Raw genomic sequence first — 14,751 nt, forward strand, 5'->3', positions numbered from 1 at the left:
TATGTACAAGTGGATGCTTGGCTGGGCGCTGCTGTTGGCCGGCGCAGCGCCGGGGATGGCTGCGGCTGGGGACGCGGTTCCGGCCGCGGAGACAGCGGACATGATCCTGCCGGTTTCCGGCGAACTGGGCATCGATCCGCAGGGTAAGGTCTTCGCGATCGATATCCGCACCATCGTCACTCCACCGCTGAAGGACCTCATCGAGAAGTCGGTGCGGCAGTGGAAGTTCGAGCCTGTGATGCACGACGGCAAGCCCGGCTATGCCAAGACGTCGATGCAGCTGGCACTGGTGGCGACCAAGGTGGACAGCGGCTACCAGTTGCACATACGCGATGTCCGCTTCTATTCGACCCGACAGCCCGCGACATCCATGGAGCCGCCACGCTATCCCGTAGACGCGGCACGCGCCGGCGTGATGGGCAACGTGCTCCTGGCCGTGCGCATTAATGCGCAGGGACAAGTCGTGGATGCAATGGCGACCCAGGTCGCGTTTCCATATCGCGACATGAAGCCGAAGCAGAGCGCGCAATGGGCCAAGGCCTTCGGCAAGGCCTCCATCGAAGCCGCCAGGAAATGGCAATTCACGCCAGCCAATGTCGAGTTCGGCGATGTCGCCGATGCCACCTTGATCCTTCCGGTGACGTTCTGGCTGGGCGAGTCCAAATCCCCCATCAACGGGTGGCAGGAACTTCCGACCATCATCCGCACGCCGATTCCTTGGCTTGCCGAGGCTGAGCAGTCCTTCGATCCGGTGGGTCTGCGCGATGGACAGTCGCTGGCGCTGCAATCTCCGGTGCACTTGCTGACCGTCGTTAACGGGCAGGCGCTGTAGAACAAGCTGGGTTTCGACCGGCTTTGAGACAACGAAAAAGCCCGCCATCGGCGGGCTTTTTCGTTGCGTGCGTTTTTGGCCTCAGAGCGCGATCGGGCGCAGCTTGCCCTGGTGCAGCTCCAGCGTGCGGTCCAGGCGGGCCGCCAGGCCGCGGTCGTGGGTCACCAGGACCAGGCTGGTGCGCTGAGCGCGGTTGAGGTCCAGCATCAGCGAGAACACGGTCTCGGCGGTCTTGTCGTCCAGGTTGCCGGTGGGCTCGTCGCCCAGCACGCAGCCGGGGTTGTTGACCAGCGCCCGGGCCACGGCCGCGCGCTGGCGCTCGCCACCGGAGAGTTCGCCTGGCTTGTGCTCCAGGCGATGGCCCAGGCCGACATGTTCGAGCAGCGTGGTCGCGCGCTGGCGCGCCTCGCTCAGGTCGCCGCCGCCCAGCGCCACCGGCATCATCACGTTCTCCAGTGCGGTGAACTCGGGCAGCAGGTGGTGGAACTGGTAGACGAAGCCCAGCGCCCGGTTGCGCAGCTTGCCGCGCGCCGCATTGGACAGGCCCGACATCTTCTGCCCGGCGACGAAGACCTCGCCCGAGGTCGGCGTATCCAGGCCGCCCAGCAGGTGCAGCAGCGTGCTCTTGCCGGCCCCGGAGGCACCGACGATGGCCACGGTCTCGCCGGCCTGCACGTCCAGATCCAGGCCGTCGAAGACCGGCGTCTTCATCTTGCCTTCGGCATAGGTCTTGGCCAGCGCCTGCGCGCGGATCACGCTGCTGTCTTGCATCGGCTTACTCATAGCGCAGTGCCTCGGCCGGGTCGGTGCGCGCCGCGCGCCAGGCCGGATACAGCGTGGCCAGGAAACTCATGGTCAGCGCGACCAGGGCGATCACCACGATCTCGTGCGGGTTGAGCACGTACGGCAGGCCGGTGATGTAGTACACGTCCGAGGGCAGCAGGACCACGTGGAAGGTGTGCTCGATCAGCTCCAGGATGCGCTCCAGGTTCATGGTCAGCACGATGCCGCTGATCACGCCGACCACGGTGCCGATCACGCCGATCAGCGAGCCCTGCACCATGAACACCTGCATCACCCCGCGCGGGGTCAGGCCCAGCGTGCGCAGGATGGCGATGTCGGCCTGTTTGTCGGTCACCAGCATCACCTGCGAATTGACCAGGGTGAAGGCGCCCATCAGGATGATCAGCGACAGCAGCACGCCCATCACCGTCTTCTCCATCTTCAACGACTGGTAGAGGTTGGCGTTGTCGCTGGTCCAGTCGCTGATGCGGTATGGATAGGGATTCACTTGCTGCAGGCGCATGGCCAGGTCGCGCGCCACATCGGACGCCTGGTCCATGTCGTGCAGCATCAGACGCACGCCGGTGACGCCGTCGCCCATGCGCTTGAGCCGCTGCAGGTCCTGCATGTCGACGAAGGCCATACCCTTGTCGATGTCGTTGTAGCCGACGGTGAAGATGCCGGTGACGGTGAAGCGCTTGGTCTGCGGCAGGGCGCCGACGATCGTGCTCTGCACGTCGCTGGTCAGCACGTTGACCTTGTCGCCCACGCGCACGTTCAACCATTGCGCCAGCTCGCTGCCCAGCAGGATGTTGAACTTACCCGGCTGCAGGGAATCGACCGAGCCCTGGTCCATCTTCTTGGCCAGGACCGAAACGTGCGCCTCCTGGTCGGGCACGATGCCGCGCACCACCGCCGGCATGTTCTGCGTCGCGTTGCCGGCGATCAGGCCCTCGCCATCCACATACGGCGCCGCCCCCGCCACCCGCGGATCCTCCATCGCCAGCTTCACCGCCGTCTGCCAATCCCGCATGGGCTCGCCGGTCGAGGACACGGTCGCGTGCGCGGTCATCTGCAGCAGGCGGTCGCGGATCTCGCGCTGGAAGCCGCTCATCACCGACAGCGTGGTGATCAGCACCATCACGCCCAGCGCGATGCCGATGATCGAGGCCATCGAGATGAAGGAGATGAAGCCGTTGCGTCGCTTGGCGCGCAGATAGCGCAGGCCGATGGCGACCGGGATGGGTTTGAACATTGCGGCCTGCGGTGAGGTGAACCAGGCCGTCGCGGGCCTGGCGGTGCGCTATGGTGCCATCGCCGCGCCGCGCGCGGAAATGGCCAGCCCGTCGGCGGCCAGATGCAGTTCACGTCGTGCGCGCGCCTGCAGCGTATCGGGCCACCAGACCAGGTGACCGCGCCGGCCGGTGGCGTCGCGCCAGGCCAAAAACGCCAGCGGTCCGCGCCACTGCACCTGGCAGCGCGCCAGCGTTACGCCATCCAGCGTGGGCGCGGCGTCGCCGCCGGGGAAGACCAGCAGGCACGATGGCCGCCGCAGATAGCGCCGCAGCGACACGCTCGCCTGCGCCGCGCTGCACGGCCCGAGCAACGCGATCCCCCAGCCCGGCAGGCCGCTGGCCAGCACCGCGCAGACCGCGAGCACGCCGATGAGCGCCAGCATCGCGCCCAGCAGGCGCGAGGGGCGCCACTCAAGCCGGCAGCTGGCGGATGCGTTCCATGAGCTGGGCGAGCGCGGCATCGGGACATTCCTCGTAGCCCATGAACCAGCGCCAGAGCTTATCGTCCTCGCATTCGAGCAGCGCTAGGAAAACCGCCCGCTGTTCCTCGGAATCGTCCTGCCAGGCGTGGTCCAGGTAGCGCTCGAACAGCTGGTCCAGCTCGCGCATGCCACGCCGGCTGCGCCAGCGCAGGCGCTTGATCACCGGGTCGAAGGTGGGGTCGCTCGCATCGCTCATGGGCGTGTCCAGTTCGTGGAAAGCAAAACGCCCTCCATCGGAGGGCGCCGTGCGTGCAGCAGTCGAGGCGATCAGGCCGCGCGGGCCAGCATCAGCTTCTTGATCTCGGCGATCGCCTTGGCCGGGTTCAGACCCTTCGGGCAGGTGCGCGCGCAGTTCATGATGGTATGGCAGCGGTAGAGCTTGAACGGATCTTCCAGATCGTCCAGGCGCGCACCGGTGTCCTCATCGCGCGAATCGATGATCCAGCGATAGGCCTGAAGGAGGATCGCCGGGCCCAGGTAGCGCTCGCCGTTCCACCAGTAGCTCGGGCAGCTGGTCGAGCAGCACGCGCACAGGATGCACTCGTACAGGCCGTCGATCTTCTTGCGGTCCTCGGGCGACTGCAGGCGCTCGCGGTCCGGCGCCGGGCTCTGCGTGCGCAGCCAGGGCTTGATCGAGGCGTACTGGGCGTAGAAGTGGGTCAGGTCCGGCACCAGGTCCTTGACCACGTCCATGTGCGGCAGCGGATAGATCGGCACCTCGCCGCGGCCGCAGTCCTCGATGGCCTTGGTGCAGGCCAGCGTGTTGGTGCCGCTGATGTTCATCGCGCACGAGCCGCAGATGCCTTCGCGGCAGGAGCGGCGGAAGGTCAGCGTCGGATCGATCTCGTTCTTGATCTTGATCAGCGCGTCCAGGACCATCGGGCCGCACTTGTCCAGATCCACCTCGTAGGTGTCGGTGCGCGGGTTCTGGTCGTCGTCCGGACTCCAGCGATAGATCTTGAAGGTGCGCGTGTTCTTGGCGCCCTTGGCGGGGAAATGCTTGCCCTTGCCGATCTTGGAATTCTTGGGGAGTGCAAACTCAGCCATGGCTTTAAAATCCGGGATTGGGGATTAGGGATTAGGGATGGGTTGAAAGCAGGAGCCGAAGCGTTCTCGAATCCCGAATCACCAATCCCGAATCCCGGCTCTGGTCAGTAAACGCGCGGCTTGGGCGGAACCACGTCAACATCCTTGCTGAGCGTGTACATGTGCACCGGGCGGTAGTCGAAGCTGCACTTGCCCTGCTCGTCGACGCTGACCAGCGTGTGCTTCTGCCAGTTGACGTCGTCGCGCTCGGGGTAGTCCTCGTGCGCATGCGCGCCGCGGCTCTCGTGGCGCTGTTCGGCCGAGTTGATCGTGGCCACCGCGTTGAGCAGCAGGTTGTTGAGCTCGTAGGTCTCGATCAGGTCCGAGTTCCACACCAGCGAACGGTCGGAGACCTTCACGTCCTGGAAGCTGTCGAACACCTTGGCCATCTTCTCGCAGCCCTCGGCCAGCGTCTTGCTGGTGCGGAACACGGCCGCGTCGGCCTGCATCGTGCGCTGCATGTTGTCGCGGATGACCGAGGTCGGCGTGTCGCCATTGGCGTGGCGCAGCTTGTCCAGCAGGCCCAGCGCCTTGTCGCAGGCGTCCGACGGCAGGGTCTTGTGCGGCTGGTTGGGCTGGATGGTCTCGGCGCAGCGGTTGGCCACCGCGCGACCGAACACCACCAGGTCCAGCAGCGAGTTGGAACCCAGGCGGTTGGCGCCATGCACCGACACGCAGGCCGCCTCGCCGATGGCGTACAGGCCGGGCACCACCGCATCCGGGTCGTCGCCGACCTTGCGCACCACTTCGCCGTGGTAGTTGGTCGGGATGCCGCCCATGTTGTAGTGCACGGTCGGCAGCACCGGGATCGGCTCCTTGGACACGTCCACGCCGGCGAAGATGCGCGCGCTCTCGGCGATGCCGGGCAGCTTCTCGTGGATGACTTCCGGGCCCAGGTGGGTCAGGTCGAGCAGGATGTGGTCCTTGTGCTCGCCCACGCCGCGGCCTTCGCGGATCTCGATGGTCATCGAGCGCGCCACGACGTCGCGCGAGGCCAGATCCTTGTAGTGCGGGGCATAGCGCTCCATGAAGCGCTCGCCGCTGGAATTGCGCAGGATGCCGCCTTCGCCGCGCACGCCCTCGGTGATCAGGCAGCCCGCGCCGTAGATGCCGGTCGGATGGAACTGCACGAACTCCATGTCCTGCATCGGCAGGCCGGCGCGCATGGCCAGACCGCCGCCGTCGCCGGTGCAGGTGTGAGCCGAGGTGGCGCTGAAGTACGCGCGGCCGTAGCCGCCGGTGGCCAGCACCACGCCATGGGCGCGGAACAGGTGCAGCGTGCCCTCGGCCATGTCCAGGGCCAGCACGCCGCGGCACACGCCCTCCTCGTCGAAGATCAGGTCGAGCGCGAAGTACTCGATCATGAAGCGCGCGTTGTGCGCCAGCGACTGCTGGTAGAGCGTGTGCAGCATGGCGTGACCGGTGCGGTCGGCCGCCGCGCAGGTGCGCTGCGCCGCCGGGCCTTCGCCGTACTTGGTGGTCATGCCGCCGAACGGACGCTGGTAGATCTTGCCCGCCTCGGTGCGCGAGAACGGCACGCCGTAGTGCTCCAGCTCGATGATCGCCGGGATCGCCTCGCGGACCATGTACTCGATGGCGTCCTGGTCGCCCAGCCAGTCCGAGCCCTTGATGGTGTCGTAGAAGTGGTAGCGCCAGTCGTCCTCGCCCATGTTGCCGAGCGCGGCGGAGATTCCGCCCTGCGCGGCCACGGTGTGCGAACGGGTCGGGAACACCTTGGTCAGGCAGACCGTGGACAGGCCCTTGGCCGCCAGGCCGAAGGTGGCGCGCAGGCCCGCGCCGCCGGCGCCGACCACGACCATGTCGTACTTGTGTTCGGTGATCTTGTATGCGGAAGACATGGTGGCGTTAGTTCCCCAAGGCGATGCGGACCACGGCGAACACGCTGGCCAGCGCACCGAGGAAGCAGACGAAGCGGACCAGCAGCTGCGACACGAAGGCGGTCAGCGGGGTGTGCACGTAATCCTCCAGGATCACCTGCAGGCCCAACTGCGCGTGCCAGAACATCGCCACCAGGAAGGCCACCAGCAGCGTGGCGTTCCAGGGCCGGGCGATGGCGTCGGTGGCGGCCAGGTAGTCGGCGTGGATCAGGCCGACCACGAAATAGACGAACCACAGCCCGAGGAAGATCAGGGCCACGGCCGTATAGCGCTGCACCACCCAGTGATGCAGGCCGGCGTGCGCCGAGCCCAGGCCCTTGGCCTGCTTGAGCGGGTTGCGGAAGCTCATGCCACACCTCCCTTGGCCAGCACGCCGCCCCAGACCAGCAGCGCCAGGACCAGGCTACCGGCGCTGACCAGCCAGCCGTTGCGCACGAAGGCCGAGACCGCATAGCCCAGGCCGCCGTCCTGCGCCAGGTGGCGGATGCCGTTGAGCAGGTGGTAGGTGAAGGCCCAGGTCCACAGGAACAGGAAGACCAGCCCATACCAGGTGCTCGCCTGGGCGGAGATCCAGGTCCAGGCATCGGGGCCGGAGGCCAGCGCGACCAGCGCAGCGGCGATCAGCAATGCGCCGAGGGACAGGATGACGCCGGTGGCGCGATGCAGGATGGACGTGGCCATCTGGATCTGCCAGCGATACACCTGCAGGTGCGGGGAAAGCGGACGTTGACGTGTCGCCATTGGATTGGCTCTTAGTCTCGGCTGGGCGGTCGGGAAAGGCCGCGTTGGCTGGAAGGCGCCGTGGATTCGACTTTCAGAAGTCGATGCAGCGCCCGTTCTTTTCCCAGTCCCCGTAGCGGGTCGGCTCGGGGCCGTCGCGGCCGCCGATCTCCTTCTGCGCCGGAGCCTGTTCGGGCTTCTGCGTTTCAGGCTCGGGGACGGGGGTGGGAGGGGTTTGGCCTATCATGTGAGTCTCGCAACGCACAAAATGTTAATCCTCACGATCTTGACTGACAACCACGCAAATCCCAGTGAACGGGCCATTGCCCTCCCCGACCATGGCGTGATCAGCCTGGAGGGTCCGGATGCGGTGGCGTTCGCGCAGGCGCAGTTCGCCAACGATCTGCATGCGCTGGAGGACGGTCGCTGGCAGTGGAACGCTTGGCTGACGCCCAAGGGCCGAGTGATCGCCGTTTTCGCCGTGCTGCGTCTGGCCACGGACCGACTGGTGCTGGTCGTGCCCGATGTGCCGGCCATCGAGCTGGCCACCGCGCTTAAGCGCTTCGTATTCCGCAAGAAGGTCGTCGTCTCCGTGTCCGACCTGCATGCCCAGGGGCTGTTCGCCGCCTGGACGGACGCGCAAGGCGCCCTGCTCGCCCAGGACGACGCCGGCATCGCGATGGATGTCGGCAGCGCCCATCAGCCGCGCACGCTGCTGCTGGGCAAGACCGCGGGCGAAGCGGATGCGGCCGCGCTGGAGCGCTGGCGCGACCTGGATCTGGCGCACGGCCTGCCGCGCCTGGAGGCCAGCCAGCGCGAACAATGGACGCCGCAGCAGCTCTCGCTGGAGCGTCTGCGCGCCTTCAGCGTCAAGAAGGGCTGCTATCCCGGCCAGGAGATCGTGGCCCGCACGCATTTCCTCGGCAAGGCCAAGCGCGGCCTGGCATTCCTGGAGAGCGACACCCTGCTGCAGGCGGGGGCGCCGGTCGCGGACGCCGAGCGCGAAGTCGGCCAGGTGGTCTGCGCCAGCCATCGCGCCCCCGGCCCGGTGCTGGCGATCCTGCCGCTGGAGCTCCCTGCTACCGACCTGTACAGCGGCGACCAGCGCCTGGTCCAGCGCGTCCTGCTCGACGGCCTGGCGCGCTGAGGCGCCGCCCTCGCTCAGGCGTGGGCGAGCAGCGGCGGGCCTGGCATCGGCGTGATGCCATCGACGGCCAGCATCCGGGCCAGCCAGGCGCGCACCTGCGGGAAGGCCTCCAGCGACACACCGCCATCGTCGGCGCAGTGCGTGTAGGCGAACAGCGCCAGATCTGCGATCGACATCGTCTCCGCGCCGAACCAGGCCTGCGCCTGCAGGTGACGCTCCATCACCGCCAGCGCATCGGCGGCGCGCTCGCGCAGCCGTGGCAGCTCCGCGTGGCGCGGTGAGTCCGGCGGGATCCATCCGCAGATGAAGCGCGCCACGGCCACATAGGGCTCGTGGCTGTACTGCTCGAAGAACATCCACGCCAGCACCTGCGCCCGCTGCCAGGGATCGGCCGGCATCAGGGCGCTGCCCTCGGCCAGCCAGCACAGGATCGCGTTGGACTCGGCCAGCACCTGCCCGTCCTCGCGCTGGAGGATCGGCACGCGCCCATTGGCGTTCTTGGCCAGGAACTCCGGCGTGCGCGTCTGCCCGGCCGCGCTGTCCACCTCGACCCAATCGCACGGACGCTGCAGCAGCGCCAGCGCCATGCGCACCTTGTGGCAATTGCCCGAAGAGGACATGCCGTACACCTTGATCGTCATCACTGCTCCCCGTGGGTCGGCCCGACCCTATTGTGCCGGCAGGATCCACCGCCTGGTGGGGTGGATGAGCTTTGAGCCACCGTCGAGGCGATCAGTCGCGCGCTGGCTCACCCGCCTTCAGCGCGCCAGCCTCACGATGCCGACGACGACCCCGATCAACAACAGCACGATGCCTGCGGCGATGGCCATGCCCGCCAGCGCACGCCGCCGCGACGTCGCGGCGCTCGCCGCGACCGCGTTGATCGCAGAAACCATCCCCCATCCGCATCCACACAGCATGAGCAGGCCAGCCGACATCAGGCTGGGGAATCGCGCGCTATCCAACTCTGCCTCGCTGTTCAGCCAGGTGACATGACCCTGCAGCGCCACCAGTGCGCCCAGACTGAAGGGCAGCGCCGAGAAAGTTGCGACCACCAGCGCCTGGCAAATGCCGTCGAATGTCGCGGCCTTGCACCGGAGCCAACCGAGCGCCATCCGCAGCAGGCCAGCGCTGATCGCGGCCCGCAGCCAGCCGCCGATGACGGCGGCAAAGATCAGCACCAGCGCAACCGCCTGGATCGGAAGTTTCGTGCCAGGGACCAGCTTGTCGGCCGCCATGTCGAAGTAGGTCAGACCGAAATAGGCGAGCCAGGCACAGGCCATGCTCCAGGGCCTTGCCGGGACCGCGAGGGCTGCATGACGCGGGGCGAACAGAACCGACATCGGCAGACTGCCGCGGCGCAACGGATAGCAGGCCAGGACCAGCAGGCCGGCGAGCAGCAGGCCGGCAAACGGCCAGCGCCAGTCCCGCCAGCTCCCCCACAGCGACTGCCGGGACTCCAGTTCCAACGGAAACACCAGCAGTTCGCGTGCCTGTGCCATGTCCCGCGCCGCGCGCTCCATGCCGCTCGCGGGAATCTGCTTGGCCAGGCGCGTCCACTCCCCCGTGATGTGCAGTGTCTTGCCCTCCACGCGCGTGCTGCGCACGAAGCGGAACCAGGGGTTTTCGACAACCTCGCGCGCATCCGGAATGTCGAATCCGTTCCCGGCCTGCACTTCCATCGTCTGCACCGCGAAGCGGGGACCGCCCAGCGCATACGGCGTGCTGCGCGCCTTATTGGGCAACTTGGTCATCCAGTCGTTGAGCTGGAACAGCCAGAGATCGAGCACGGTCCCGTCGACGCGTTTCCACATCAGGCGATATCGCTCATGCATGTCGACCATGCCCTCGCCGGGCTCCTGCATGACGGGTTTGCCTAGTGCTGAAAGGCCTTCGTAAAAATCCTGCATGTACCTGAGATAGCGCTCGCCGGTGGCCTGGTCGCCGTTGCGCCGATACCCCGACGCGACCGAATCGCCCTCTCCCTGCCGGTAGCGGGTGGACAGATCTAACGTGGCCTCGTAACCATCATCGGTCGAGCGCACCTGCACCCGTTCGGCGACCTCGATCTGCGGCTTGGCCGGCAGCGGGTATGGAATGTCGACCAGGGCACCACCACCGGCCACCAGCGGCAAGCCGACGCGATAAGGCAGCGCCAGGCGCTCGTCCAGGGCGCCGAACTCGCGGTCGCGCGTGGCGTCGATCCACACCTCGCCGCCAGGCAGATGCGCACGCACGACCACGTGATCGAACAGGTTCGCAGATGGCTGTGCTTCGCGCAGTTCCTTCCCCGGCTGGGTGTTGACCAGGACCGGCTCGGCGCGCACACCGGCGAGCCCGAGCAGGGCGACCAGCAGGGTGGTTTTGTCCTTGCAGTCGCCAAACCGGTCGGCGAGCGTCGCCTCCGGCGCGTGCGGCGCATGCGAATTGACGCCCATGTCCAGGCCCGTGTAACGGATCTGGCCCTGCACGAACGCAACGGCGCGCTGCAGCGACGCCTCCGGCTGGGCCGGATCCAACTTGAGCTGCGAGGCCATCGCGGCGGCCACCGCCGGATCGCGGAAGCTGCGTGGATACAGGGGCGCCGCCCAGGCCACGATGTCGGCCCAGCTCCTGGCCGTGGACAGGCGGATGGTGCCCAAGCTGTCATACCCTGCCGGCGTTTGCTCCGGCTCGATCACCGATGGCAGGTTGCGCGCGGTGATATCCAACGTCTCCACACCGCCAGCACCGGTCTTGGAGATCGCGAATCCCGGAACACTCACTTGCGCGAAGACCGGCTGGGTCTGCGGGTAGCGCACCCGCACGCGCCGCCAGCCGACCGGCACGTTGTAGCGCGCCCCGAAGTCGTCGTAGTAAGCGGACCCGAAGATCGGGTTCTGCCCGATCACCATGAAACTGTAGTCGAGCCGATCCCCGACCCGCAGGTCGGGCACCGTGACGTTCAGCGTGACCCGCCCATCCAGCAATCCCGAGTCGAGCTGTTGCTCCCGGCGCAGACGGGCATAGCTGGCGCGGTCCCGCATGTCGATACGGCGGCCGTCGCGCAGGACCTCGATCTCGCTCAGCACCAGGCGCTGGTACTCCGGCTGGTAATCGACGCTGAAGTTTCCGCCGTCGGTCAGCCCTTGCTCGCGCAGGACGGTGAATCCGATATGCCGATACCAAACCGGCTTCGCGCCAGTCAGATCGACCTGGTCGGACACGACCTCATACCGGAGATTGCCCACAGCCGGTGCGGGATGACCGCTCTCCGTCGGTTCATCGGCGACCCAGGCCGGCGTTGCCGCCATGTCCGGACGATCGATCGCCCCTGCCGCCGCCGCGACCGCCAGCCACAGCGCCATGCCAAACCACACCTTGCCAATCATCCTTTCCCCGTGGCCCGCGTCATGGCGGGCAGTTCCTGTTGGTGCGCCCAAGGCTGCCGAAACACCCCGACGCCGATGCGCCGTCCCCACGGCGCGCGCTTCATTGTAGGACCGTCCGGGCCTGGGCGATCGACCTGCCCCATACGCAAAGGGCCGGCTCTTTCGAGCCGGCCCTGCTTGTCGCCCTTGTTGTCTGGGAACCTCAGCCGCGCGGGCTGGAATCCAGTGCGGCGGTCTGGGTGACCTCGCGGCCGTCGATCACGGGCAGGCGGTCCGAGTCGGGCTTGCGGTCCAGGCGCACGGTCTTCTCGGCGCCGTCGTAGCGGTAGGTCACGTTGTAGCCGGTGACCTCGCTGGACTTGCCCATGGCGATGCGGCTGCCGGGCTTCTGGTCCATGCGCATGGTGCCGGTGGTGCCGTCCGGGTTGCGATAGGTCACGTTGTAGCCGGTCACGCGCGATGACTCGGACGTGGCGTTCTCGGTATGGCACTGGCGCTCGGTGCGCTGCACGACGCGACCGCCCACGTGGTTGCGGTCGATGCGGTTACCGGCGAAGCCGCCGGCCACGGCGCCAGCGGCGGTCGCCAGGTCGCGACCGTGACCGCCGCCGATCTGGTGGCCGACCAGGCCGCCGACCAGCGCACCGACGACGGTGCCGCCGACATTGCCATCGCGCTCGGGCAGACGGTCGTTGACGACCACGTCCTCACAGACCTCACGCGGGGTCGTGGTCGTGGTGGTCTCGCGTACCGGGTCGGTGCCGATCACCGTGGCGTACAGCGTGCCCTTCTGCGTGATCGGCACGACATTGACGATATCGGCGTAATCGACCTGCGTGCCCGTGGGCACCGCGCTGGCCGGCAAGGCATCGCCGTTCTCCAGCGGCGTGGTCGCCGCCAGCTCGCCCTGCGGCGCGGTGGCGAAAGTCTCCGCCGAACTCCGGTGGTTCATGTAAGCCGCAGTGGCAACGCCGCCGAACAGCAGCGCCCCAGCGCCGACCAGAATCAGGGTGGTGGTGTTCTTCATGACGCCTCTCCATCACGGGCCTTGCCCGCACTGTGTTGGCCCGGATTGTTGTCGCATGAAGCTGAACAAGGCACCGAACGACACAGCCGAACCCCGCTAGCGGCTAAACGCCGTGCCAGGCGGCACCGTGTTAGCGTTTCCAGATCCAGATCGCTGCGAGGCCGTCATGCAAAGCCTTCTCGTTTCCCCGCTGCTGCGCTGGGCGCGCCGGCTGCGCCACCCCACCCTGTTCAAGCTCACCGCGCTGTTGTTCGTCGTGGACCTGGCGGTGCCGGACTTCATTCCTTTCGTCGACGAGATCCTGCTGGGCCTGGGCACGCTGTTGCTGGCCAACTGGAAGGACCGCCGCGCCCAGCCCTCGCTGGACACCCGGCCGCGCTCGGCACGCTGATCGCGTGCTGACCGACAGCCACTGCCACCTCGACGCCGGAGAGTTCGACGCCGATCGCGACGCAGTCATCGCCCGTGCCTTGGCGGCCGGCGTGCAACGCCAGGTCGTTCCGGCGATCGATGCGGCCGGCTGGCCGGCGCTGCGCACGCTGTGTAGCCAGCACGCGGGGCTGTATCCGGCTTATGGCCTGCATCCGATGTTTCTGCAGGCGCACGCGCCGGAGCACCTGGACCTGCTGCGCGAATGGATCGAGCGCGAGCGCCCTGTGGCCATCGGTGAGTGCGGGCTGGATTTCTTCGTCGAGGGATTGGACCACCAGACGCAGCAGCTCTACTTCGAGGGCCAGCTGGCGCTGGCGCGGGAGTTCGACCTGCCCCTGATCGTGCATGCGCGGCGCGCGGTGGAAGCGGTGATCGTGGCGATCCGCAAGGTCGGCGGGCTGCGTGGCGTGGTGCACAGCTATGCCGGCAGTGAGGAACAGGCTCGGCAGCTGTGGGACAACGGCTTCATGATCGGCCTGGGTGGACCGGTGACATACGAGCGCGCCCAGCGCCTGCGCCGCCTGGCCGCGCGCATGCCGCTGGAGCATCTGCTGCTGGAGACCGATGCGCCCGATCAGCCCGATGCCGAACACCGCGGACAGCGCAACGAGCCGGCGCGCCTGACGCGCGTGTGCGAAGTGATCGCCGAGCTGCGCGGCCAGCCGTATGAAGAGATCGCGCGGGTCACGTCCGAGAACGCCACGCGGCTGTTCGGACTTCGGGACTGAGCCCTGCCCAGGGTCCCAGCTGCTGGCGCCCAAGGCTCACGGTTCCCGCGCAGCTCCACGATGTCCCGGCCATCGACGGGGAAGACGGCATCCGCCTACGTCGTCGCGGGCGCTGCTTACTTGCGCGGCTTGAGCAGCAGTTCCAGGGCCCGGCCCGCCGCGGCGAAAGCGAAGGTGCCGGTGACGTGGGTGGCCGCGCCCAGGCCGGCGCCGCAATCCAGTTTCAAGGCCGCCTCGGCGCCCAGCACCGGCCGCAAGCCGCAGACGCTGCCATCGGCCTGTGGGTACTGGACGTTCTGCAGGGAGTAGATCGCCGACACGCCGAAGTAGCGCTGCGGATTGCGCGGAAAGTTGAACTCGGCGCGCAACTTCTTGCGCACCAGCGCCAGCATCGCATCGTGCTCGGTGCGCGAGAGATCGCGCACGCGGACCTGGGTCGCGTCGGTCCGCCCGCCGGCCGAGCCCACGGTGATCATCGGCAGCTTGCGGCGGCGGCACCAGGCGATGGTCTCGACCTTGGTGCGGAAGCTGTCGCAGGCATCGATCACCAGGTCCAGCGGCTGGCCCAGCAGCGCCTCCAGGTTGGAGGAGGTCAGGAACGACTCGACGACCTCCAGCTGGATCTCCGGATTGATCGCGCGGCAGCGTTCGGCCATCACCACGACCTTGTTGCGGCCGTACTGCCCATCCAGCGCCGGCAGCTGGCGGTTGGTATTGGACAGGCAGATGTCGTCGGCATCGATCAGCACCAGCCTGCCCACGCCGCTGCGTGCCAGCGCCTCGACCACCCACGAGCCGACCCCGCCCATGCCGATCACCGCGACCGCGCGCTGGGACAGGCGTTCGACCGCGCCGACGCCATAGAGGCGGTCCACGCCGGCGAAGCGTTCCTTCCACAGGGTGGTGACAGGGCTGACAGTTGGCGAGGCGGCGGCGTTCATGCCGCTATT

17 protein-coding genes are annotated in these 14,751 nt (G+C 67.6%); 4 read left to right on the forward strand and 13 right to left on the reverse strand.

The genetic code is table 11. From position 1 onward, the window contains the following. Nucleotide 1 precedes the first annotated feature (1 nt). Nucleotides 2-832 carry an energy transducer TonB gene (locus tag MWN52_RS10680; protein ID WP_286574637.1) on the forward strand — a complete coding sequence of 277 codons (831 nt, stop codon included), beginning with the start codon at nt 2-4 and terminating at the stop codon, nt 830-832. Nucleotides 833-913: 81 nt separating this feature from the next. Here MWN52_RS10680 and lolD read toward each other — a convergent pair whose 3' ends face one another. The 9 genes from lolD to MWN52_RS10725 all read right to left on the reverse strand — a co-directional run bounded on the left by lolD (nt 914) and on the right by MWN52_RS10725 (nt 7,343). Continuing rightward, entirely contained in the window at nt 914-1,615 is a 702-nt protein-coding gene (lolD, locus tag MWN52_RS10685) for a lipoprotein-releasing ABC transporter ATP-binding protein LolD (protein ID WP_130518069.1), read from the reverse strand. Further along, on the reverse strand, nt 1,608-2,870 hold the full coding sequence (locus tag MWN52_RS10690) for a lipoprotein-releasing ABC transporter permease subunit (RefSeq protein ID WP_130518067.1): 1,263 nt from the start codon (nt 2,868-2,870) through the stop codon (nt 1,608-1,610). The genes lolD and MWN52_RS10690 overlap by 8 nt, the downstream gene beginning before the upstream one ends. 48 nt (nt 2,871-2,918) lie before the next feature. Beyond that, a complete protein-coding gene (locus MWN52_RS10695; protein WP_286574638.1) occupies nt 2,919-3,293 on the reverse strand; it encodes a hypothetical protein in 375 nt (124 codons plus the stop codon). A 28-nt stretch (nt 3,294-3,321) separates the two neighbouring features. Beyond that, nucleotides 3,322-3,588: an FAD assembly factor SdhE gene (locus tag MWN52_RS10700; RefSeq protein WP_130518063.1), complete on the reverse strand. Its 267-nt coding sequence runs from the start codon at nt 3,586-3,588 to the stop codon at nt 3,322-3,324. Between the two features lie 71 nt (nt 3,589-3,659). Further along, nucleotides 3,660-4,439 carry a succinate dehydrogenase iron-sulfur subunit gene (locus tag MWN52_RS10705; protein ID WP_130518061.1) on the reverse strand — a complete coding sequence of 260 codons (780 nt, stop codon included), beginning with the start codon at nt 4,437-4,439 and terminating at the stop codon, nt 3,660-3,662. A 104-nt stretch (nt 4,440-4,543) separates the two neighbouring features. Then, a complete protein-coding gene (gene sdhA / locus MWN52_RS10710) occupies nt 4,544-6,337 on the reverse strand; it encodes a succinate dehydrogenase flavoprotein subunit (RefSeq protein ID WP_130532072.1) in 1,794 nt (597 codons plus the stop codon). A 7-nt stretch (nt 6,338-6,344) separates the two neighbouring features. Then, nucleotides 6,345-6,725: a succinate dehydrogenase, hydrophobic membrane anchor protein gene (gene sdhD, locus MWN52_RS10715; protein ID WP_130518057.1), complete on the reverse strand. Its 381-nt coding sequence runs from the start codon at nt 6,723-6,725 to the stop codon at nt 6,345-6,347. Next, entirely contained in the window at nt 6,722-7,117 is a 396-nt protein-coding gene (gene sdhC / locus MWN52_RS10720) for a succinate dehydrogenase, cytochrome b556 subunit (RefSeq protein WP_130518055.1), read from the reverse strand. Before sdhC ends, sdhD begins: the two co-directional genes overlap by 4 nt. Before the next feature lie 73 nt (nt 7,118-7,190). After that, nucleotides 7,191-7,343 carry a DUF1674 domain-containing protein gene (locus MWN52_RS10725; RefSeq protein WP_130518053.1) on the reverse strand — a complete coding sequence of 51 codons (153 nt, stop codon included), beginning with the start codon at nt 7,341-7,343 and terminating at the stop codon, nt 7,191-7,193. Nucleotides 7,344-7,382: 39 nt separating this feature from the next. Between MWN52_RS10725 and ygfZ the strand changes: the two genes are divergently transcribed. Further along, a complete protein-coding gene (gene ygfZ / locus MWN52_RS10730; RefSeq protein ID WP_425608022.1) occupies nt 7,383-8,243 on the forward strand; it encodes a CAF17-like 4Fe-4S cluster assembly/insertion protein YgfZ in 861 nt (286 codons plus the stop codon). A gap of 14 nt (nt 8,244-8,257) precedes the next feature. Here ygfZ and MWN52_RS10735 read toward each other — a convergent pair whose 3' ends face one another. The 3 genes from MWN52_RS10735 to MWN52_RS10745 form a co-directional block, all read right to left on the reverse strand. Next, nucleotides 8,258-8,884: a glutathione S-transferase family protein gene (locus MWN52_RS10735; RefSeq protein WP_286574640.1), complete on the reverse strand. Its 627-nt coding sequence runs from the start codon at nt 8,882-8,884 to the stop codon at nt 8,258-8,260. Between the two features lie 117 nt (nt 8,885-9,001). Then, the gene (locus MWN52_RS10740; RefSeq protein ID WP_286574641.1) at nt 9,002-11,590 is read right to left on the reverse strand and encodes a DUF3857 domain-containing protein; all 2,589 of its coding nucleotides are present in this window, start codon (nt 11,588-11,590) and stop codon (nt 9,002-9,004) included. 226 nt (nt 11,591-11,816) lie between these two features. Continuing rightward, complete coding sequence (locus MWN52_RS10745) at nt 11,817-12,641, reverse strand: glycine zipper 2TM domain-containing protein (protein ID WP_286574642.1); 825 nt, start codon at nt 12,639-12,641, stop codon at nt 11,817-11,819. Nucleotides 12,642-12,807: 166 nt separating this feature from the next. Here MWN52_RS10745 and MWN52_RS10750 point away from each other — a divergent pair, with 166 nt between their 5' ends. Then, nucleotides 12,808-13,032, forward strand: coding sequence for a DUF6116 family protein (locus MWN52_RS10750; RefSeq protein WP_286574643.1), 225 nt, complete (start codon nt 12,808-12,810; stop codon nt 13,030-13,032). 4 nt (nt 13,033-13,036) lie between these two features. Next, on the forward strand, nt 13,037-13,801 hold the full coding sequence (locus tag MWN52_RS10755) for a TatD family hydrolase (RefSeq protein ID WP_286574644.1): 765 nt from the start codon (nt 13,037-13,039) through the stop codon (nt 13,799-13,801). A 116-nt stretch (nt 13,802-13,917) separates the two neighbouring features. Here the strand turns inward: MWN52_RS10755 and MWN52_RS10760 are convergent, their stop codons facing one another. Then, nucleotides 13,918-14,742, reverse strand: coding sequence for a tRNA threonylcarbamoyladenosine dehydratase (locus MWN52_RS10760; protein WP_286574645.1), 825 nt, complete (start codon nt 14,740-14,742; stop codon nt 13,918-13,920). Between the last annotated feature and the right edge of the window lie 9 nt (nt 14,743-14,751).

The sequence above is a fragment of the Pseudoxanthomonas winnipegensis genome (genome assembly GCF_030322905.1).
Lineage (GTDB): Bacteria > Pseudomonadota > Gammaproteobacteria > Xanthomonadales > Xanthomonadaceae > Pseudoxanthomonas_A > Pseudoxanthomonas_A winnipegensis.